The organism is Sphingomonas baiyangensis (assembly GCF_005144715.1).
Classification (GTDB): domain Bacteria; phylum Pseudomonadota; class Alphaproteobacteria; order Sphingomonadales; family Sphingomonadaceae; genus Sphingomonas; species Sphingomonas baiyangensis.
Genome location: NZ_SWKR01000002.1, coordinates 208,396 through 228,855, shown reverse-complemented (window position 1 = coordinate 228,855; position 20,460 = coordinate 208,396). Strand labels below are relative to the sequence as shown.

General features: G+C 68.4%; 19 protein-coding genes and 1 tRNA gene. 6 read left to right on the top strand and 14 right to left on the bottom strand.

The annotated features are described in order from the left end of the window. Positions 1-22: 22 nt before the first annotated feature. The 5 genes from FBR43_RS04110 to FBR43_RS04090 all read right to left on the bottom strand — a co-directional run bounded on the left by FBR43_RS04110 (position 23) and on the right by FBR43_RS04090 (position 7,587). Positions 23-802, bottom strand: coding sequence for a helix-turn-helix domain-containing protein (locus FBR43_RS04110; RefSeq protein WP_136941972.1), 780 nt, complete (start codon positions 800-802; stop codon positions 23-25). A 111-nt stretch (positions 803-913) separates the two neighbouring features. After that, the gene (gene ptsP, locus FBR43_RS04105) at positions 914-3,190 is read right to left on the bottom strand and encodes a phosphoenolpyruvate--protein phosphotransferase (protein WP_136941971.1); all 2,277 of its coding nucleotides are present in this window, start codon (positions 3,188-3,190) and stop codon (positions 914-916) included. Between the two features lie 57 nt (positions 3,191-3,247). Continuing rightward, a complete protein-coding gene (locus FBR43_RS04100) occupies positions 3,248-4,003 on the bottom strand; it encodes a hypothetical protein (protein ID WP_136941970.1) in 756 nt (251 codons plus the stop codon). Between the two features lie 148 nt (positions 4,004-4,151). Beyond that, positions 4,152-5,138, bottom strand: coding sequence for an NAD(P)H-dependent flavin oxidoreductase (locus FBR43_RS04095; RefSeq protein ID WP_136944030.1), 987 nt, complete (start codon positions 5,136-5,138; stop codon positions 4,152-4,154). 115 nt (positions 5,139-5,253) lie between these two features. Further along, entirely contained in the window at positions 5,254-7,587 is a 2,334-nt protein-coding gene (locus tag FBR43_RS04090) for an FtsK/SpoIIIE family DNA translocase (protein ID WP_136941969.1), read from the bottom strand. Positions 7,588-7,741: 154 nt separating this feature from the next. Between FBR43_RS04090 and FBR43_RS04085 the strand changes: the two genes are divergently transcribed. Next, positions 7,742-8,953, top strand: a complete 1,212-nt coding sequence (locus FBR43_RS04085) for a UbiH/UbiF/VisC/COQ6 family ubiquinone biosynthesis hydroxylase (RefSeq protein ID WP_136941968.1) — start codon at positions 7,742-7,744, stop codon at positions 8,951-8,953. A 29-nt stretch (positions 8,954-8,982) separates the two neighbouring features. On the opposite strand, the gene FBR43_RS04080 is transcribed toward FBR43_RS04085, so the two are convergent. Next, positions 8,983-10,221 carry a cytochrome P450 gene (locus FBR43_RS04080; RefSeq protein WP_136941967.1) on the bottom strand — a complete coding sequence of 413 codons (1,239 nt, stop codon included), beginning with the start codon at positions 10,219-10,221 and terminating at the stop codon, positions 8,983-8,985. Between the two features lie 52 nt (positions 10,222-10,273). Continuing rightward, on the bottom strand, positions 10,274-10,690 hold the full coding sequence (locus FBR43_RS04075) for a DUF2147 domain-containing protein (protein ID WP_136941966.1): 417 nt from the start codon (positions 10,688-10,690) through the stop codon (positions 10,274-10,276). A 62-nt stretch (positions 10,691-10,752) separates the two neighbouring features. Between FBR43_RS04075 and mtnP the strand changes: the two genes are divergently transcribed. Then, positions 10,753-11,625, top strand: a complete 873-nt coding sequence (mtnP, locus tag FBR43_RS04070) for an S-methyl-5'-thioadenosine phosphorylase (RefSeq protein ID WP_136941965.1) — start codon at positions 10,753-10,755, stop codon at positions 11,623-11,625. A gap of 7 nt (positions 11,626-11,632) precedes the next feature. Here mtnP and FBR43_RS04065 read toward each other — a convergent pair whose 3' ends face one another. The 4 genes from FBR43_RS04065 to acnA all read right to left on the bottom strand — a co-directional run bounded on the left by FBR43_RS04065 (position 11,633) and on the right by acnA (position 15,724). Beyond that, positions 11,633-11,869, bottom strand: a complete 237-nt coding sequence (locus FBR43_RS04065) for a hypothetical protein (RefSeq protein WP_249276453.1) — start codon at positions 11,867-11,869, stop codon at positions 11,633-11,635. A gap of 26 nt (positions 11,870-11,895) precedes the next feature. After that, a complete protein-coding gene (locus tag FBR43_RS04060; RefSeq protein ID WP_136941964.1) occupies positions 11,896-12,108 on the bottom strand; it encodes a cold-shock protein in 213 nt (70 codons plus the stop codon). A 182-nt stretch (positions 12,109-12,290) separates the two neighbouring features. Beyond that, positions 12,291-12,902: a hypothetical protein gene (locus FBR43_RS04055; protein ID WP_136941963.1), complete on the bottom strand. Its 612-nt coding sequence runs from the start codon at positions 12,900-12,902 to the stop codon at positions 12,291-12,293. 149 nt (positions 12,903-13,051) lie between these two features. Further along, on the bottom strand, positions 13,052-15,724 hold the full coding sequence (acnA, locus tag FBR43_RS04050; RefSeq protein WP_136941962.1) for an aconitate hydratase AcnA: 2,673 nt from the start codon (positions 15,722-15,724) through the stop codon (positions 13,052-13,054). Positions 15,725-15,997: 273 nt separating this feature from the next. Between acnA and FBR43_RS04045 the strand changes: the two genes are divergently transcribed. Beyond that, complete coding sequence (locus FBR43_RS04045) at positions 15,998-16,543, top strand: hypothetical protein (protein WP_136941961.1); 546 nt, start codon at positions 15,998-16,000, stop codon at positions 16,541-16,543. 33 nt (positions 16,544-16,576) lie between these two features. Here the strand turns inward: FBR43_RS04045 and FBR43_RS04040 are convergent, their stop codons facing one another. From FBR43_RS04040 to FBR43_RS04030, 3 genes are all read right to left on the bottom strand, one after another. Beyond that, positions 16,577-17,185, bottom strand: coding sequence for a hypothetical protein (locus FBR43_RS04040; RefSeq protein ID WP_136941960.1), 609 nt, complete (start codon positions 17,183-17,185; stop codon positions 16,577-16,579). Positions 17,186-17,399: 214 nt separating this feature from the next. After that, positions 17,400-17,475, bottom strand: a tRNA-Ala gene (locus tag FBR43_RS04035). Positions 17,476-17,575: 100 nt separating this feature from the next. Further along, the gene (locus tag FBR43_RS04030; RefSeq protein ID WP_136941959.1) at positions 17,576-17,893 is read right to left on the bottom strand and encodes a TIGR02300 family protein; all 318 of its coding nucleotides are present in this window, start codon (positions 17,891-17,893) and stop codon (positions 17,576-17,578) included. 101 nt (positions 17,894-17,994) lie between these two features. Between FBR43_RS04030 and aroA the strand changes: the two genes are divergently transcribed. The 3 genes from aroA to FBR43_RS04015 are packed head-to-tail and all read left to right on the top strand — an operon-like array spanning position 17,995 to position 20,460. Further along, a complete protein-coding gene (gene aroA, locus FBR43_RS04025) occupies positions 17,995-19,329 on the top strand; it encodes a 3-phosphoshikimate 1-carboxyvinyltransferase (RefSeq protein WP_136941958.1) in 1,335 nt (444 codons plus the stop codon). 7 nt (positions 19,330-19,336) lie between these two features. Continuing rightward, the gene (gene cmk / locus FBR43_RS04020) at positions 19,337-19,984 is read left to right on the top strand and encodes a (d)CMP kinase (protein WP_136941957.1); all 648 of its coding nucleotides are present in this window, start codon (positions 19,337-19,339) and stop codon (positions 19,982-19,984) included. Then, positions 19,984-20,460 (top strand): SixA phosphatase family protein, encoded by a 477-nt coding sequence (locus tag FBR43_RS04015; protein ID WP_136941956.1) that lies wholly within the window; start codon positions 19,984-19,986, stop codon positions 20,458-20,460. Before cmk ends, FBR43_RS04015 begins: the two co-directional genes overlap by 1 nt.

The window sequence follows — 20,460 nt, the reverse complement described above, 5'->3', positions numbered from 1 at the left end:
AGAAAGGATCGTCGCAACAAGCTTAACCACCCGAGGCGCGCGCGCGCAATGCCGCAGCGCCGATGGGCACATCGCTGACGGCGCGTCCAGCCGGGCCGAGCGGGGCCATCTCGCGGCCATCGACCAGCACCTTGAGCGCTTCGGGACGGCCTACATTGACCATCGGGCCGTCGGCATCGCGCGGCACGTCGAACCGTTCGCCGGGCTGCATCGTGCGGGTGAGCAGCGTTTCGTCGCCGGCGGTGTAGACGCGGACCCACACCTCGTCGGCAGCGACGAGCGTCACCTGCCCGCCCTGCGATGCGACCGGCTGCGTCGGCGCGGGTGCCGGCGCTACCGCCTGTGTCGGCGCGGGGGCGGCAGCGGTCGATCGCCCGCCATCGCCGCGAAACAGATTCGAGCCGTACCAGATCGCCATGCCTGCCAGCAGCAGCACGAACACCGCGAGCCCCGCCATCGCGATACCGCGCGGCGGCACGCGCGCCGGCTCGCTTGGGTCGTACGGCTCGTGGCGCGGAGGCTGCTGCCACGTGGTCGCGAGCTCGGCACGCAAATCGCGCGCGATCGCCACCTCGTCGAGACCGACGGCGCGGGCATAGGCGCGCGCAAACCCCATCGCGTAGGTGATCGAGGGCAGCGACGCGTAGGTCGACGCCTCGATCGATTCGAGATGCCGGAGCGGTATGCGCGTGCGCTGCGCGATATCGGCCAGCGTCAGCCCCTGTGCCTCGCGCGCATCGCGCAGCCGGTCGCCCGTTCGGGTCGACGGGCCGCCTGTGCCCGGATCAGGCGTATCCATCATCAACGTCTCCGCACAGGAGGGTTGCGCCCCATCATCTCCTGCGTCGCCGGCATACCCTAGCACGCAATCCGGCGCGCGAACGAGGGGGCCAGCGCATCTTTTCGCCGCAAATCAGGTGATCTCGACGCCGTGCGCGGTCGCCCAATCCTCGAGCGAGGCGCGCAGATTGGTTGGCGGGTGCTGGAGGCAGGCGTTAAGGTGCGCGCGGAACGCCGCCAGATCGAGCGAGCGGATCATCGCCTTGACCGGGCCGACAGCCGCTGGCGTGATCGAGAGCCGGTCGATCCCCAGCCCCAGCAGCGCCATCGCCTCGAGCGGGCGGCCGCCCATCTCGCCACAGACCGCGACGGGCACGGCAGCGGCGCGCGCGGGTTCGACCACGCGGCGGACGAAGCGCAGGATCGACGGGCTCAGCCAATCGTAACGCAGCGCCAGCTTGGGATGCGCGCGATCGGCGGCAAACAGGAACTGCGTGAGGTCGTTGGTGCCGATCGACAGGAACTGGAGCTTGGGCAGCAGTAGGTCGAGCACTTCGGCGAGCGCCGGCACTTCGAGCATCGCGCCGTAGCGCACCTCGTGCGGCAGCTTGCGGCCACGCGCGGCGATCCATTTGCGCTGCGCCTCGAACAGCGCGCGCGCCTGATCGAATTCCCATGGCTCGCTCACCATCGGGAACATCACGTTGAGCGTTCGCCCGGCGGCCGCTTCGAGCAGCGCGCGCGCCTGCGCCTTCATCAGCCCCTCGCGTTCTAGCGCCAGGCGCAGCGCACGCCAGCCCATCGCGGGGTTTTCCTCGAGATGCTCGTCGTCATGGTCGAGATAGGGCAGTGCCTTGTCGCCGCCGATATCGACGGTGCGGAACACCACGGGACGATCACCCGCCGCGTCGAGCACGTCGCGATAGAGGCGCTGCTGGCGCTCGCGCTGCGGCAGCGTGGCCGAGACGAGAAACTGGAACTCGGTGCGGAACAGGCCGATGCCGTCGGCGCCGGTCAGGTCGAGCGCCGCCACATCATCGCGCAGCCCGGCATTGACCATCAGCGTGATGCGCGTGCCGTCCTTCGTCACCGGCGGCACATTCTTGAGCGCGGCGAAGGCGGCGCGGCGCTTCTGGCCGCGCGCGAACTTGGCGTCGAACGCCTCCTCCATCGCCAGATTGGGCCGCACGATCACCGCCTCGCCCGTCACGTCGAGCAGCAGCCGGTCGCCCTCGGCGATCAGCCGTCGCACGTCGCGTACGCGGCCGAGCACGGGCACACCCATGGCGCGCGCGACGATGGTGACGTGCGCGGTGAGCGATCCTTCCTCGAGCACGACGCCCTTCAGACGGCGGCGGTCATATTCGAGCAGCTCGGCCGGCCCCAGATTGCGCGCGATCAAGATCGAATCCTGCCGCAGCCCCATCTGCGCCGCGGTGCCGAGCTGGCCCGAGACCATGCGCAGCAGCCGGTTCGACAGATCCTCGAGATCGTGCATGCGATCGCGCAGCAGCGGATCGTCGATCTCGCGCATCCGCATCCGCGTGCGCTGCTGCACGCGCTCGATCGCCGCCTCGGCGGTCAGGCCGCTGTCGATCGCCTCATTGATGCGGCGTGCCCAGCCCTCGTCATAGGCGAACATCTTGTAGGTCGCGAGCACCTCGTCATGCTCGCCGCCGACGCCGAACTCGGCCTGGCTCGCCATCCGGTCGATCTGGTCGCGCATCTTGTCGAACGCGGCATAGACGCGGTGGCGCTCGGCCTCGACATCCTCGGCGACGGTATGCTCGATCACCACGCGCGGCTGGTGGAACACCGCTGCGCCGGCGGCCATGCCGTCGACGAGCCGGAAGCCCTCAATGCGGACCGAGGCAGTCGATTGCGGGCGCGTCGCGTCGGTAGTGGCCTGGTCGATGAGCCCGGCATTGGCAATGAGCTCGGACAGCACCATCGCAACGGTCTGCAACGCCTCGATCTCGACATCGGCATAGCGGCGCGGATCGGCATGCTGGACCGCGAGGACACCCACCGCACGCTCGCGCCGGATGACGGGGACGCCGGCGAAGCTGTGGAACTTCTCCTCGCCCGTTTCGGGGCGGTAGGCGAAATCGGGATGGCTCGCGGCCTCGTCGAGATTGAGCGTCTCGACATTGGCGGCGATGGTGCCGACAAGCCCCTCGCCCATCGCGAGCTTGGTGACGTGAACGGCGGCCTCGGCGAGCCCGCGCGTGGCGAACAGCTCGAGCACACCCTCGCGCAGCAGGTAGATCGAGCAGACCTCGCTATCGAGCGCCTCGCCGATGATGTTGACGACGCTGTTGAGCTTGGCCTGCGCGGCGGTGCGCGCCGCCATTACGTCGTGCAGGCGGACGAGGATCTCGCGGGCGGAAGCGGCGGCCGAAACGGGCATGGATGACCGCTATCAGATTGCGTCGCCAGCCCCAAGCGGTTGTCAAAAGTGTGGCGCTTAGCGCGCCGCGTAGCGCACGCCGCCGCGCGCCGTGACCGATGCATCGGCCATCAGCAGCGCCGGATCGACCGCGAGGCGCGGTGCCGCCACGGCGGCGACCATCACAGGCTTCGAGCGGCCCGCATGCCATGCAGCCAGATCCTGCCGGTACTGCGCATAGGCGCGATAGAAATCGGTGAATGGCACGTCGAGTGCGGCGAGCGTCGGGGCGGCGAAGTCCGCAAGGCCATCGGCGGGCAACGCAGCGGCCTGCGCCACCAGCGGTGCGGCAGCAGCGCAGAAGCCGCTGCGTGCGGGCGGCTGCGCGTAGAAATTGTAGAGCCGCGTCATCGCATCGTCGAAGGCGTCCTGTGCCTGCGCGCCGTGCGCGGCGCGGTATTCGCGTGCCAGCGTCGAATGCGCCGATGCCAGCGCCGTCTTGTGGGCCTTCAGAAACTGGTTGTAGCCCGCTTCCATCGGATCGCCGGGCCTGGCACATTGCAGCACCGCGACGTTGAGCGCGGCGCGCAGATGCCATGCGGTGGCTGCCGCCGAGAGCGCCCGATTGGGCGTTACGAAGCTGCCGTCGGGCGCGGGCTGCGGCAGCGTGAGCGTGGCCGCGGCGCCCATCGGCGGACGCGGCATCGGCGCGGGTGCGGCGGGCGGCGCTGGCGGCGGAACGACGACGGCGACCTCGGGCGCCTCGCGCGCGCAGCCGGCTACCAGCGGAATCAGCGCCAGCAGCGCGACGGCGGATTTGGGGCAACGCAACATGTTCGGCTCCTCGCGGCTCGCACTGGCGAGCGCGAATGGTGAGCGGACATGCTTTCGATCGGGTTAAAACGCGCCGCGCGATGCGGCGAAACGAACCGGTTTCAGTTACGTGAAGCGCGGCACCGATCCACCTTGCGCCCCAAGCAGCTTATTGCGCGCGCCGTGCCAGTGCGTGTGCGGCTTCGTGCATCAAGGTGGCGATGATGTCGGCGACGGGTTCTTCCTTCGTCACCATGCCGACCGACTGGCCTGCCATCAGGCTGCCATGCTCGACATCGCCGTCGATCACCGCGCGGCGCAGCGCGCCTGCCCAATAATGCTCGATCTGGAGCTGCGCCTCGGCCATCTCGATGCTGCCACTGTCGAGCGTCGCGGCGACTTCGCGCTGCTTGGCGGTGAACAGCTCGGTGCCCGCATTCTTGAGCGCGCGAACGGGAATGACCGGCAGCCGCGCATCGACCTGGACGCTCGACACCGCATCGCGCGCCGATGCACGGATGAACGCCTTCTTGAACGCCGGGTGCGCGATCGATTCGGTGGCGCAGACGAAACGCGTGCCGAGCTGCACGCCTGCGGCGCCCTGATCGAGATAGCCCGCGATCGCCTCGCCGCGGCCGATACCGCCGGCGACGAACACCGGCACCTGTTCGGCGATCTCGGGCAATATCTCCTGCGCGAGCACGCTGGTGGAGACGGGCCCGATATGGCCACCGGCCTCCATTCCCTCGATCACCAGTGCGTCGACGCCCGAGCGCACGAGCTTTTTCGCAAGGCCGAGCGCGGGCGCGAAGCAGATGACCTTTGCGGCGGTGGCTTTGATCGCCTCGAGCGCACCCTTGGGCGGCAACCCGCCCGCCAGCACGACATGGCCGACCTTGTGGCGCCCGCAGACCTCGATCAGCGCGAACAGATCGGGATGCATGGTGATGAGGTTGACGCCGAAGGGGCGATCGGTGCGCGCCTTCGTCTCGGCGATCTCGGTATCGAGCAGTGCGGGCGTCATCGCGCCGCACGCGATCACGCCGAAACCGCCGGCGGTGGAGATCGCCGATACGAGGTTGCGCTCGGACACCCACGACATCGCGCCGCCGAGCACCGCGACCTCGGAGCCGAGGAACGCCGCGCCGCGCGCCATGCGCCGGGCGAGCCGCTCCTCGCCGATACGGTGGGCGGGATCGGCGGCGGGGGCGAGTATCGGGGCATCGGTCATCCGCCGCTCATGCCTGCCCCGCGGCCGGCGGGCAATGGCGCTATTGCAGCGGCCGGCCTTCCTCGTCCATCAGCACTTCGCGGCGGCCGACATGATCGGGCTTCGAGACGAGATCATCCTTCTCCATCCGCTCGATCAGCCGCGCGGCCGAGTTGTAGCCGATGCGCAATTGTCGCTGGAGCCATGAGGTCGATGCCTTCTGGCTCTGCGCGACCATGGCGATGGCGTTGCGATACATCTGGTCCTCGGGGCTGTCGCCGCCGACGGGTGCGCCATCGAGGCTGAAGCCGCCGCCTTCCTCGGGCTCGTTGGTGACTGCGTCGACATAGTCGGGCTCGCCCTGCGCACGCCAGAAATCGGCAATCGCCTGCACTTCCTCGTCGGAGACGAAGGGGCCATGGACGCGGCTGATCTTCTTGCCATAGGGCATGTAGAGCATGTCGCCCTTGCCGAGCAGCTGCTCGGCGCCCTGCTCGCCCAGGATCGTGCGGCTGTCGATCTTGCTCGTCACATGGAAGCTGATGCGCGTCGGCAGGTTGGCTTTGATGACGCCGGTGATGACGTCGACCGAGGGGCGCTGCGTCGCCATGATGAGGTGAATGCCCGCGGCGCGCGCCTTTTGCGCGAGGCGCTGAATGAGGAACTCGACCTCCTTGCCCGCGGTCATCATCAGATCGGCCAGCTCGTCGACGATGATGACGATCTGCGGCAGCGGGGCGAGATCGAGCGTCTCCTCCTCGTGGATCGGGCGGCCATTCTCGTCATAGCCGACCTGCACCTTGCGGCCGAGCTTCTGCCCCTTGGCGCGTGCGGCGCGCACCTTCTCGTTGAAGGAGCCGAGCGAGCGGACATTGACGCTCGCCATCATGCGATAGCGGTCCTCCATCTGCTCGACCGCCCATTTGAGCGCGCGCACCGCCTTGGGCGGATCGGTGACGACATCGGCTAGCAGGTGTGGAATGCCCTTGTACATGCTCAGTTCGAGCATCTTTGGGTCGATCATGATAAGGCGGCACTGATCGGGCGTGAGCCGATAGAGCAGCGACAGGATCATCGAGTTGAGCCCCACCGACTTGCCCGATCCGGTAGTGCCCGCGACCAGCAGATGCGGCATCGGCGCGAGATCGGCGATGACCGATTCGCCGCCGATATCCTTGCCGAGCACGATGGGGAGCTGCGCGGTCTGGTCGGCGAACGCCTCGCTGCCGATCAGTTCGCGCAGATTGACGGGCTCGCGCCGCGCATTGGGTAATTCGATGCCGATCACGGTGCGCCCCGGAATGGTCGCGACGCGCGCGGAGATCGCGCTCATGTTGCGCGCGATATCGTCGGCGAGCTGGATGACGCGGCTGGCCTTGATGCCCGCCGCCGGTTCGAGCTCGTACATCGTGACGACGGGTCCGGGCCGCACGCCGACGATCGACCCCTTGACGTGGAAATCGTCGAGCACGGTCTCGAGCAGGCGCGCGTTGCGCTCGAGTGCCGCCTTGTCGATCGTGTTCTTGGCGTTGGCGGGCGCGGGATTGAGCAGGTCGAGCGGCGGCAGCTTGAAATTGTCGCGCAGGTCGAGCGAGGTCTGTTCGGGCTTGGCGCGCGCGGGTGCGGGCGCGGCGCTGCGCTCGGTGATGACCGGCGCGGGGCGCGGATCGGGGGTGGCGGCACGGCGCGGCTCGGGCGTGGCGATCTCGGGCAGCGCCTCGCGATCGAGCGATATCGCGGGCGTTTCGGTATCCTCGAAATCTTCGAATGCGGCATCGCCATCGCCACCACGAGCGCGGCGGCGCGGCAGCCAGCGCCGGTCGCGCAGGTCGATCGTGAGCCCTCGCCCCCACAGCACCACGCCGGCAAGCCCCGCAGCTACGCCGACACCGCGCATCGTCCAGAGTTCGGCCACGGGCTCGCCGATGAATCCGATGCCCCACTTTACGGCGGCGGCGATCGCCATCGCGATCACGCCGCCATAGCCCGCCGGCAGCGCGAGCACCGATCCGCCGGCGACGAAGGCAAGCGCGGTGCCCATCAGCACGATGCCGAGCACGACGTCGCGCAGCATCCGCGACCATGGCCCTACGGGCCGCTCGCCCCACAGGCGGCCGGCAAAGACGAGCAGCAGCGGCAGTAGCATGATCGCGGGCATGCCGAACAGCGTGAGCAGCAGATCGGCGGCATAGGCGCCGGGAGGCCCCATCCAGTTCTCGGCGGGACCGCCGGCTGCGGTGTTGAACGCGGCGTCGCTGGGGCGATAGCTGGCAAGCGCGATCACCAGCGCCGCGGTCAGCGCGAACAGCGCGATCGCGCCGAGCATCGCACTCGAGCGACGCGCGCCCGCGCGCATCGTGTCGCGCCACAGTTTCGGCTGCGCACGGCTTGCCATCGTCTATCCCCCGAAAGCGCCGGCAATGCTGCCGGAACACAGCGGGAATCATCGCGCGAAAGCGGGTTCGGCGTCAAGCAGGCGCGCAATGGCGTGCGCGTGGCGGACCAAAGGTCCATTTGCTTCGGGAGCGGCGCGGGCTACATCGACGGCCATGAGCGATGTTCTTATTCTGGGCGCCGGACTGGTCGGCAGCACGCTGGCGACGGCGCTTGCCGCGCACGGCCTGACCGCCACCGTCGTCGACCCCGCCGATCCCGCGACGATCCTCGCTGCCGATTTCGACGGGCGCGCCAGTGCCGTCGCCAGCGCGAGCCACCGGATGCTCGATGCGATCGGCGTGAGCGCGCGGCTGGCGGGCGCCGGGTGCCCGATCGCCTCGATCCGCGTGAGCGACGGGCTCGAACCCGGCGCGCTCGACTTCGAGCCCGATTCCGGCGACGGGGCGCTTGGCGTGATGTACGAGAACCGCCGGCTGCGTCAGGCGCTGCACGCCGCGGCGAGCGAGGCCGCAGGCGTCGACCTGCGGATGCAGCGGCGCGCGGTATCGGTCGACCGCAACGAGGCCGGCGTCGTCGCGACGCTCGACGACGGATCGGTGGTGCGTGCCGAGCTGCTGATCGCCGCCGAGGGGCGCAATTCGCCCACGCGCGAGGCAGCCGGCATCAACATCGCGCGCTGGCGCTACGATCACGTCGCGATGATCGCGACGTTTCATCACGAGCACAGCCACGAGAATTGCGCCTACGAGATCTTCTATCCCGCCGGCCCTTTCGCGATCCTGCCGCTGCCCGACGATGATACCGGGCACCGATCGGCACTGGTATGGACGGTCGACGCGAAGGACGCGCCGGGGATGCTCAAGCTTTCCGACCGCGCGTGGCTCGCCGAAGCCGAGAAGCGCATGGGCGGTTTCCTCGGGCGGCTTGGGCCGGTCACGCGGCGCAGCAGCTATCCGCTCGGCTTCCATCATGCGGCGCGGATCACCGCCGAGCGGCTGGCACTGGTGGGCGATGCCGCGCACGGCATCCATCCGATCGCCGGGCAGGGCCTGAACCTGGGTTTCCGTGACGTCGCGACGCTGGTCGAGGTTCTCGTCGAGGGCCGGCGACTGGGGCTCGACCTCGGCGATGCGCAGCTGCTCAAGCGCTACGAGCGGTGGCGCGGGCTCGACACGCTGATGGTGGCGATGGCGACCGACACGCTGACGCGGCTGTTCGGCGTGCCCGGCCGCACCGCATCGGCAGTGCGGCGCATGGGGATTTCGGCAGTCAACGCACTGCCCCCGCTCAAGGCGCGCTTCATGGCCGAGGCGCGCGGCGAAAGCGGCCAGCGCCCGCGCCTGCTGCTGGGCGAGACGGTCTAGAGTCGTTTTCAGCTTTACTGAAACAGGCTCTAGTAGCGACTTAGTTCGACGGGCAGCTTGCGATAGCCGTGGACGAAGCACGCGGCGACGCGCTCGGGCGCGCCCGCCACGTTCGCGCGCAGCCGGCGCTTGCCCATTTCCTCGAGCAGGATGCTGATCTGCAACTCGGCGAGCCGCGCGCCGACGCAGCGATGGATGCCGTGGCCGAAGGCCAGGTGCCGCCGCGCGTTTGGGCGCTCGATACGGATCGCGTCGGCATCCTCGAACACGCTTTCGTCGCGATTGGCCGAGACATACCATAGCGCCAGCTTCTCGCCCGCCTTGATGGCATGCCCGTCGAGCTCGGTATCGGCGGTTGCGGTGCGGCGCATGTGGCTGAGCGGCGTCTGCCAGCGGATGATCTCCTGCACGGCATTCGGGATGAGCGACGGATCGGCTTCGAGCTTCGCGCGCTCGTCGGGAAACTGATCGAGCCCCAGCGCATAGGCCGTCATCGAGCTGCGCGTGGTGTCGTTGCCGCCGACGATCAGCAGGATCAGATTGCCGATGAACTCATACTGGTCCATCTCGGCCATCGCGTCCGAGTGGATCATCATCGAGATGAGATCGGGTGTCGGCGGCTTGTCGATCTTGGCGTCCCAAAGGCGCTTGAAGTACGAACCGCACTCGAACATGTGCACCAGCCGCTGCTGGCGCAGCTCCTCGTTCTTGACGAGCTCAATATCGCCGGCCCAGTCGGACCAGAAGGTCAGCTTGCGACGCTCTTCCCAGGGGAAGTCGAACAGAATCGCGAGCATCTGCGTGGTCAGCTCGATCGAGACGCGGTCGACCCAGTCGAAGGTCGTGCCGATCGGCAGTCCGTCGAGGATCTCGGCGGTGCGCCGACGGATATCGTCGGTCATCCGCGCCATTTCGCTTGGCGTAAAGGCGGGTGCTACGGTGCGGCGCTGGCCGGTGTGCTTGGGCCGGTCCATCGCGATGAACATCGGCATCTTGACGTCGGTGCCCTCCTTGAAGTCGGCGAGCGTGATGCCGCCGGCCTCGGAGGAAAACAGCTCGGGCAGCGATTCGACATGGACGAGCGGCTTGTAGCTCGCGATCGACCAATAGGGGCCGAAGTCCGAATCCTCGGTACGGTGGATGCCGCCCCTGGCGCGAATCTCGCGAAACGGCGCATGCCACGTATCGTCGCGGTAGAGCTCGGCGCGGCTGACATCGAGCGGGTCTGCCGCTTGCGCGGCTTGCGGTTGGGGTGCGAGCGTCGCCATGCTACCTCTCCTTTTCGGGTAGCATGGCGCAACTGACACGCGTGTCAATAGATCAGGAAGCGCGGCGCCATTCCTGCGTGCGGCAGAATACCGCGATGCAGCCCTTCACTTCGAGCAGCGCGCCCCGCACGCGCATCGTCGAGCGATAGGATTTGCCCGAGCGCGGATCGTAGATCGTGCCGCGCCACTGCGCATCGTCGCGTGTGAAGTCCGAGAGGATCGCGGTGCCGACGAGCGGCCGCTTGCGCAGCGCGGGATCGGGATTGTTGGCATCGACCTTCGGCGCGCCGGGCGGCGCCTTGAGCACGCGCTCGATCACGCCGCACAGCCGGTTGCCGCACGGCTTGATCGCGATGATCGCCTGATCGCCGGGCGTCATCCAGCGGCCGGTGACGCCATCGGCAGGTGCCGCGGCGGCGGCGGGCATGGCGAGCATCGCCATCGCGGCGAACAGGGTCTTGCGGTTCATCGGCACAGGCGTAAGCGCTTCGCGGGCCGCGGACAATCCGGCATCGGGCGAAAGGAGTACGCATGGGCGGCTGGACGATCGGCGTGCTGGGCGGATCGGGGCTGTACGCGATCGACGGCATCGAGAATGGCGAGTGGATTGCCGTCGACACGCCTTGGGGAGCGCCGTCTGACGCCATCTATCACGGGCGGCTGGGCGCGGCGGGGGTGCTGTTCCTGCCGCGCCACGGACGCGGCCACCGAATCGCGCCTGAGGCGATCAATGCGCGCGCCAATATCGATGCGCTCAAGCAGCTGGGCGCGACCGATATCGTCGCGATCTCGTCGGTCGGCAGCCTCGTCGAGGAGCGACCTCCGGGTAGCTTCACAATCGTCGACCAGTTCATCGACCGGACGCGCGGGCGCGTATCGAGCTATTTCGGCAGCGGCATGGTGGCGCATGTCTCGCTCGCCGAGCCGACCTGTCCGCGCCTTTCGGCACTGATGCATGAGGCGGCGGTGGCGGCGGGCGTGCAGGTTGATCGCGGTGGCACCTATCTGGCGATGGAGGGGCCGCAATTCTCGACGCGCGCCGAGAGCTTGCTCTACCGCCAATGGGGATGCCATGTGATCGGCATGACAGCGATGCCCGAGGCGCGGCTCGCGCGCGAGGCCGAGCTTCCCTATGCGCTGATGGCGATGGTCACCGACTATGATTGCTGGCGCGAGGACGAGGCGGCGGTCGATGTGACGCAGGTGCTGGCGCGGGTCGCGGAAAATGGCCGCGCGGCGCGTGCGGCGCTGGTGGAAATGCTGCGCGCGCTGCCGGCGGAGCGACCGCTCTCGCCAATCGACCGGTGTCTCCACGGTGCGTTGATGACCGCGCCGCAGCAGCGCGACCCGGCGCTTGTCGCGCGGTTGCAGACGGTGGCGGGTCGCGCGCTTCGGGGCGGCTGAGCCCCGATCAGTCCTCGGCGGCTACACGCCCCGAGGCGGCTTCGCGCGCTTCGCGCTGGGTGCGGGTACGCTCGGCGCGATTGGCCATGGCGGTCCACGCCTGGGCCGCGCGATCGCAGCGTTCGCGGACATTGTCGAGCGTCGCGGCGTCGGCATTGGCCTGCTCGACAGCGGCGCGGGCGCGATAGAAATCGGGATTGTCGGCGATCGTTCGTCTCCCGCAAAGGGTGGGTCCGGGCGGCACCGGAAGCGGCGCCGCCCGGCGGCGAATCAGTCCGCAGGCGCGAGGTTGACCGCGGCCATCTTGCCGCGGCGATCTTCCTCGAGCTCATACTGTACGCGCTGATCCTGGTTCAGCGTGACCATGCCGGCGCGTTCGACGGCCGAGATATGGACGAAGGCGTCGTTGCCGCCCGTATCGGGTGCGATGAAGCCATAGCCCTTGTCGGCATTGAAGAACTTGACGGTGCCGGTGTGGCGCATGGGTATTTCCTTCTTGGTCGTGGCGCGCCCGACTGCCGGGCAACGCGGCGCCTTGGCTGCAGGGAAAGAAGGAAGAGGGTGCCGCAAAGCGCCGAAGACCGTCGATATGCGACTGTAGCGCGACCCTTATGCGCGCAACCGGACCGAAAGGCAAACGCGCAGGTAGGCCGGCGCGATATGAGTCAGGGCAGGATGCCTGCCCATTCGGCCTCGTGGCTGCCTGCGTGATTGGCCATGCCGGGCTTGGTGAGATAGCCGCGCCCATCGGGCACATGGCTGAAGATCATGCGGCCGGGCGCTTCGTGCCACGAAAGGTTGACCGCCCAGCGCACGGGGAAGAATTCCATCATTGCGTAGGGCAGATGATCGTGGATCCACCAGGCGAGCCGCTTCCAGTCACCCGGCTGGTCGAAGCGATTGGAGAAGCCGGGCACCACGATGCAGGCCGTCGCACCCATATGCCCCTTGGCATCGCGCACGTCCCAGATGTGGCGCGCGTAATTCCGGTCGTTCGAGGCGCAGTTATAGCCCTTGGCGGCGCCGAGCGCGTTGACCTCGCTCGAGCGATAGGCCGAGCGGATGGCGATGCGCCCGAAGGCGTCCTGCAGCGGCTCGAGCAGGTCGTTGCACAGCCGCTTTCCCGCCTCGATCGCGAGATCGGGATCGTCGGGAATGTTCGACAGACCGTGGATGGCGGCAATGTCCGAGTAAAGAAAATCGCGCATGAAGAAGCTGGGCGAGAGCTGGACGCGCCCCAGTTCGGTCAGCGCCGCGACCGTCATCGGTTTACGCATGTTCGCCTCCCCTTCCCCGCCGGCAAAGGCGGATGCCTAGCGCGAAATCAACGCCGTTGCACGCCCGCCGGGCGAACGCGAATCCCGTGGCGGGACGTGCGCCGCGGTCCGCCGGGCGATGCCGGCGGACCACGCGAAACCACCTGAAATTACGCCGCCAGCTTCCTGAGGACGTAGTGCAGGATGCCGCCGTTGAGGAAATATTCGAGTTCGTTGACGGTATCGATCCGGCAGCGGGCCTCGAAGGTCTCGGTCGAGCCGTCGGGGCGGGTCATCTCGACCTCGACCGCCTGGCGGGGACGCAACTCGGCGACGCCGCGGATGGTGAAGGTCTCGTCGCCTGTCAGGCCCAGCGTCTGGCGGGTGACGCCCTCGGCGAACTGCAAGGGGAGCACGCCCATGCCGACGAGGTTCGAGCGGTGGATGCGCTCGAAGCTCTCGCAGATCACGGCGCGCACACCGAGCAGGTTGGTGCCCTTCGCTGCCCAGTCGCGCGAAGAACCCGTACCGTATTCCTTGCCGCCGATCACGACCAGTGCAGTACCATCGGCCTTGTGGCGCATGGCGGCATCGTAGATCGGCATGACCTCGCCATTATAACGCGTCATGCCACCTTCGACGCCGGGCACCATTTCATTGCGGATACGGATGTTAGCGAACGTGCCGCGCATCATGACTTCGTGATGACCGCGCCGCGCGCCATAGCTGTTGAAGTCCGACTTCGAAACCTGCCGCTCCATCAGCCACTTGCCCGCGGGACTGTCGGCCTTGATCGAACCCGCCGGCGAGATGTGATCGGTGGTGATCGAATCGCCCAGTACCGCGAGCGGACGCGCATCGACGATGTCGGCGACGGGCGCCGGCGTCATCTCCATCCCCTCGAGATAGGGCGGATTGGCGATGTAGGTCGAAGCGGCGGGCCAGCGATAGGTGTCCGATCCCTCGACCGAAATGCCCGCCCAATGCTCGTCGCCGGCATAGACGTTGCCGTAGCGCGAACGGAACATGTCGTCGTCGATGTTAGCATCCATCAGCGCGCGGACCTCGTCGTTCGAGGGCCAGACGTCCTTGAGATAGACGGGCCCGTCGGCCCCCTCGCCAAGCGGCGTCGCGTGGATGTCCTCGGTCACGGTGCCCTTCAGCGCATAGGCGACGACGAGCGGCGGCGAGGCGAGGAAGTTAGCGCGCACATCGGCCGAAACGCGGCCTTCGAAGTTGCGGTTGCCCGACAGCACCGAGGCGGCGACAATGTCGTTGCCGTTGATCGCATCGGAGATCGGCTGCGCGAGCGGACCCGAATTGCCGATGCAGGTGGTGCAGCCATAACCGACGAGGTTGAAGCCCATCGCATCGAGGTCTTCGGTGAGCCCGGCCTTGGTGAGATAATCGGTGACGACCTGCGAGCCCGGCGCCAGCGAGGTCTTGACCCAGGGCTTGGGCGCGAGGCCGAGCGCGCGCGCCTTGCGGGCGACGAGGCCGGCAGCGACGAGCACCGAGGGGTTCGAGGTGTTGGTGCAGCTGGTGATCGCGGCGATCACCACGTCGCCGTCGCCGATATCGTGATCGGCCCCCGCCACCGGCGCACGGACGGCAGCGTCCTTCTTGTAGGTCGCGACGAGATCGCCGTTGAACACGTCATCGACCTCGCCGAGCGGCACGCGATCCTGCGGGCGCTTGGGGCCGGCGAGGCTCGGCACGACGCTGCCCATGTCGAGCTCGAGCGTGTCGGTGAACAGCGGATCGGCGGCATCGTCGTGGCGCCACATGCCCTGCGCCTTGGCATAGGCCTCGACGAGCGCGACGGTCGCCTCGTCGCGGCCGGTGAGGCGCATGTAATCGAGCGTCTTGTCGTCGACGGGGAAGAAGCCGCAGGTGGCGCCATATTCGGGCGCCATGTTGGCGATCGTCGCGCGATCGGCGAGGCTCATGCTGGCAAGGCCGGGGCCGTAGAATTCGACGAAGCGGCCGACGACGCCGCGCGCGCGCAGCATCTGCGTGACGGTGAGGACGAGATCGGTGGCGGTGATGCCCTCGGCGAGCTTGCCCGTCAGCTTGAAGCCGACGACCTCGGGGATGAGCATCGAGACGGGCTGGCCGAGCATCGCGGCCTCGGCCTCGATCCCGCCGACGCCCCAGCCGAGCACGCCGAGGCCGTTGACCATCGTGGTGTGGCTATCGGTGCCGACGAGCGTGTCGGGATAGGCGATGGTGCCCGAACCGTCGGCAGCGTCGGACGACCAGATCGCCTGGCTGACATATTCGAGATTGACCTGGTGGCAGATGCCGGTGCCCGGCGGCACGACCTTGAAATTGTCGAGCGCCTTCGACCCCCATTTGAGGAACTCGTAGCGCTCGCCGTTGCGCTGATATTCGATCTCGACATTGTTCTCGAACGCCTTGGGCGTGCCGAACTCGTCGACCATCACGCTATGGTCGATGACGAGATGGACGGGCACCTGCGGATTGATCTTCGCCGCATTGCCGCCAAGGCCGGTTATGGCATCGCGCATCGCGGCCAGATCGACGACGCAGGGCACGCCGGTGAAATCCTGCATGAGCACGCGCGCGGGACGATACTGGATCTCGCGATCCGAGCGGCGCTCCTTCTGCCAGTCGACCAGCGCCTGCGCATCCTCGGGCGTGACGGTGACGCCATCGTCGAAGCGCAGCATGTTCTCGAGCAGCACCTTCATCGAGAAGGGCAGCCGGCTGATGTCGCCGAGCTTTGCCGCAGCCTTGGGCAGGCTGTAATAATGATAGGTCCGCCCGCCCACGTCGAGCGTGTCGCGGGTGCCGAGAGTGTCGTTGCCGATGGCGGTCATGCTGGCCCTTCTCCGGTATGCGGTGCGAGGCGCGGCGGGGAAGCGGCGATAGCCGCACGGGCGCGCCCGGCAATGGTGCGAATGCGAGATTCGCGGCGGCTGTAGCAAGCACATGGGTGCGGGGGAAGTGGCGCGATTCGCGCTTTCGCCAAGATGTTGCTTATTTGTTCTGTCCTACAACCCCTCCTCGATGATATCGCGCGAGTTGAGGCGGCAGGGGATGCGCAATGGCACGACGGACAGGGAGGGGTGCGCCAGCAGGCGAAAGGCGGGGTGCGATCGCCCAAGCTGCCAGGACACCGGACGCGCGGCGACGGGTGGACCGATGCGCGGCGGCGCGTGTTCTTGCAGGCCTTGTCCGAGACGGGGTGCGTGCGCGATGCCTGCGCGAGGGCGGGCATGGCATCGACCTCGGCCTATCGGCTGCGGCGGCTGCATCCGGCGTTCGAGCGGGCATGGGAGCGTGCATTGGCGCGCGTGGCGCCGACGATCGAACAGGCGGCGTACGAACGCGCGGTGATTGGCTGGGAGGAGCCGGTCTATCAGGGCGGCAAGCTGGTGGGCACCAGGCGGCGCCATTCGGACATGCTGCTGCGGCTGTTGTACCTGCGCGTGACGGGCGGCACCAGGTCGCTGGCGGAGGGATCGCCCGAGGCGGTCGATGCCGCGCAGGCGGCGGCGCGGCTGGCGGGCGGCGCCTTCGTCACGCGCGCGACGGCGGCCGAGACCGACGCCGCGATCATCCGCAAGCTCGACCTGCTCAAGCTGCGGCTCGAGCGCGAGAAGGCCGAGGCCGAACGGCAGGCGGCGACGGAATAGCGCCAGTGGTGCTGCGTGGTGCCGCGCTGCGGCTCAGACCTTGCCCTCGACCACGGCCGACACGACGAGCAGCACGCATAGCGCAGCCAGCATCACCGCATTGGGGCGGCGGCGCTGGACGAGCAGCAACGCCACGAACAGCGCGAGGATCGAGAAGCCGCTGACATTGTAGACGAGATCGAGCAGCGGATCGACGGGCACGGCGGCCGGTGTGGCGTCGAGCGCGGGCGGCGCCTCGGGCAGCAGCGCGAGGCCGATCCAGCTCATGACGTTGGCGGCAAGCAGCCCACCCACCACCAGCCGGTTCTGCCGGTCGTACCAGTCGTCGAAATCGGGCCATTCCTCGGGCGTGTCGGGGAAGATGAGCGTGGCGGCGAGATAATAGACGCCGACAATCGCGAGCACGGCGACGAGGGTCAGGTAATCGGCGCCGATCAGGTCGCGCGCATCCCAGGCGAGCAGCCAGAAATTGGTGAGATCGAGCATCACCAGCAGCCCGAGCAGCGGCGTGAGCCAGCCGATGCGCACCGGGCGTGTGCCGCGCTTGAGCTTGAGCGCGCGTGAAAAGCCGCCGAGTACCTCGGAAATGGCGAGGCCGAGCAGCAGCCCGAAGGCGGCGAAGACCAGTTCGAACGGACTCATCGTGCCCCCCGGAGCGATGACGGCGGGCGGGACGGACGCTTCGCCGGTGAGACGGCGACACTAGCGGCGGTTTCAACCGCGTCCAGCGATTGCGGTAGGGGCCGCGTCGGGGGCCGCGTGCGTGCGGGCCGCCCGAAGGAAGCGGGACCCCGGATCAGGTCCGGGGTGACAGACTTGCGGAGAGGAGAGCGCATTCGCGCCGGCGGGACGGTGGTGGTGGAGCCTATCGGGATCGAACCGATGACCTCTTCCATGCCATGGAAGCGCTCTCCCAGCTGAGCTAAGGCCCCACACGTCCGGGAAGGCGGCCCCTCTAATCGGGTGCCGCAGGGTTGGCAAGCACTTCGCGATGCGTTTTTTTGCGCCCCGCGAAGTGCCCGCGCCGGGCTATCAGTTGTCGTCGTCCTTGTCGGGCGCCTCGACGCCCAGATCGTCGTCGCCGCCCAGATCGACATCGTCGTCGGCCGAGGGCTCGTCGTCGTCGCCGACGTCGAGATCGGTGTCGAGATCGCTGTCCTCGTCCTTCTCCTTGCTGGCGACGGGCTTGGCCGCCTCGAACGGCAGCGGCTGCTTCGACTTCAGGATGGGTTCGGGCTGCCAGGCATAGCTGCATTCGATGCAGGTGACGGGATCGTCCTTGCCCAGATCATAGAAGCGCGTGCCGCATTTCGGGCACGAACGCTTGGAACCCCATTCCGGCTGGATCATGCCGCAATTCGCCTTTCGAAGATGACAGGATTTTACGGGTAGCCCCGCAAAGTGGGGGGCGCCTTGCCATAGCGCAAGCGCGCTGTCAAAAGCCCGCGCCGATGCATCCGGCCCCTCCCCTTTCCGTTCAGATCGCGCCGCGCGGACCGCTTACGGGCGACGTGACGCTGCCCGGCGACAAGTCGATCAGCCACCGCGCGCTGATGTTCGCCTCGCTTGCGGTGGGGCGCAGCACGATCACCGGGCTGCTCGAGGGCGAGGATGTGCTGGCCACCGCAGCGGCGATGCGCGCGATGGGAGCGACGATCGAGCGCGGCGACGACGGCACGTGGCGCGTCGACGGCGTTGGCGTCGGCGGGCTGCTGCAACCCGCGGGCGCGCTCGATATGGGCAATTCGGGCACCTCGACGCGGCTGCTGATGGGACTGGTGGCGAGCCATGCCATCCACGCGACGTTCGCCGGCGACGCATCGCTTTCGGGCAGGCCGATGGGCCGCGTGATCGAGCCGCTGGCGGCGATGGGCGCCGACATCACCGCATCGCCCGGAGGACGCCTACCGCTGATGGTGCGCGGGCTCGTGCCGGCGGTGCCGATCGAATACACGCTGCCCGTCGCCTCGGCGCAGGTGAAGTCTGCCGTGCTGCTCGCGGGGCTCAACACGCCCGGCATCACGCGCGTGATCGAGCCGGTGCCGACGCGCGACCATAGCGAGCGGATGCTCGCCGGCTTCGGCGCGCGGATCGAGGTCGAGGAGACGGCCGCGGGCCGCGTGATCGCGGTGCATGGCGAGGCCGAGTTGCAGCCGCAGACCATCGCGGTGCCGGGCGATCCGTCGTCGGCAGCGTTCTGGCTGGTCGCGGCATCGATCGTGCCGGGATCGCATGTCACCATCCGCAACGCCTGCATGAACCCCACGCGCACCGGGCTGATCGCGGCGCTCAGGCTGATGGACGCCGACATTGCCGAGACGAACGCCCGCAGCGTCGGCGGCGAGCCGGTGGCCGATCTGGTGGTGCGCCACGCGCCGCTCACCGCGATCGAGGTGCCGCCCGATCTGGCGCCGAGCATGATCGACGAATATCCCGCGCTGTTCGTCGCCGCGGCGATGGCCGAGGGCGTGACGGTGGCGCGCGGCGCGCACGAGCTGCGCGTCAAAGAATCGGACCGGATCGCGACGATGGCGGCCGCGCTTTCGGCGGCGGGCGTGACGCTGACCGAACATTACGACGGGCTGTCGATCACCGGCAGCGGCGGCGCGCCGATGACGGGCGGCGTGCAGATCGCCTCGAAACTCGACCATCGCATCGCAATGGCGATGGCGGTGGCTGGACTGGTCGCGACCGATGCGATCGGCATCGACGATGCTCGCCCCGTCGCCACCAGCTACCCCGCTTTCTTCACTACGCTTGACGCGCTTGCCCCCCCACGCGATTGAGCGCGCCATGATTATCGCCGTCGACGGACCCGCGGCATCGGGCAAGGGCACGATCGCGCGCGCGCTGGCGCAGCATTTCGGGCTGCCGCATCTCGATACCGGACTGCTCTATCGCGCCGTCGCGCTGCGCGTGATGGACGAGGAGCTCGACCCCGCGCGCGAGGCCGATGTGGTGGCAATGTGCGATTTCGACGACCGGCTGCTCGCCGATCCGCGACTGCGCGGCGACGACGTGGGCAAGACCGCCTCGATCGTGTCGGCGCATCCGCTGGTGCGGGCAGCACTGCTCCAGCGCCAGCGCCGCTTCGCGCAGCAGCCGGGCGGCGCGGTGCTCGACGGGCGCGACATCGGCACCGTCATCGCGCCCGAGGCCGAGGTGAAGCTGTTCGTCAAGGCGACACCGACGATCCGTGCGCAGCGCCGCCATGCCGAACTGCGCAAGGGCGGTGCGAACGTCAGCCTCGACCGCGTGCTCGCCGATATCCGCGCGCGCGACGACCGCGACGCGCGGCGCAGCGACGCCCCGATGCGCCAGGCCGCCGACGCGGCGCTGCTCGACACGAGCTTCCTGTCGATCGACGCGGCGGTGCAGAAGGCTGTGGCAATGGTCGAGGCAGCAAAGGCACGCGGGGGCGCGCCGGCGAGCACGCGCTGATGCGCCGCCGCGCGCTGCTGGTGCTGGCGGGGGTAGCGCTGCTGGCGGGTTGCGCGGGCGAGGCTCCGTCGCAGACGGTGTATGTGATGCGCCATCTGCATACGCCCGAAGGCGTGACCGATGCCGAACTGACACCCGAGGGCCACGCCGCCGCGCGCACGCTTGCCGCGCAGCTCGAGGGGCAGAAGCTGGCGGCGGTGTTCACCACCGACTTCCGCCGCTCGCGCGCGAGCGTGGCGCCGCTGCTGGCGGCGCGCGCGATGACGGCGCAGCTATACGATCACCGCGATCCCGATGCGCTCGTCGCGCGCATCCGCGCAGTGGAGGGCGACGTGCTGGTCGTGGGCCACAGCAACACCGTGCCTGAGTTGGTCGAGAAGCTGGGCGGCGCGCGCCCGGCACCGATGACGCATCCCGACTTCGGCGATCTGTGGGTGATACGCGCGGGGACGAGCGTGCGGCGGCGGATCGGGTGA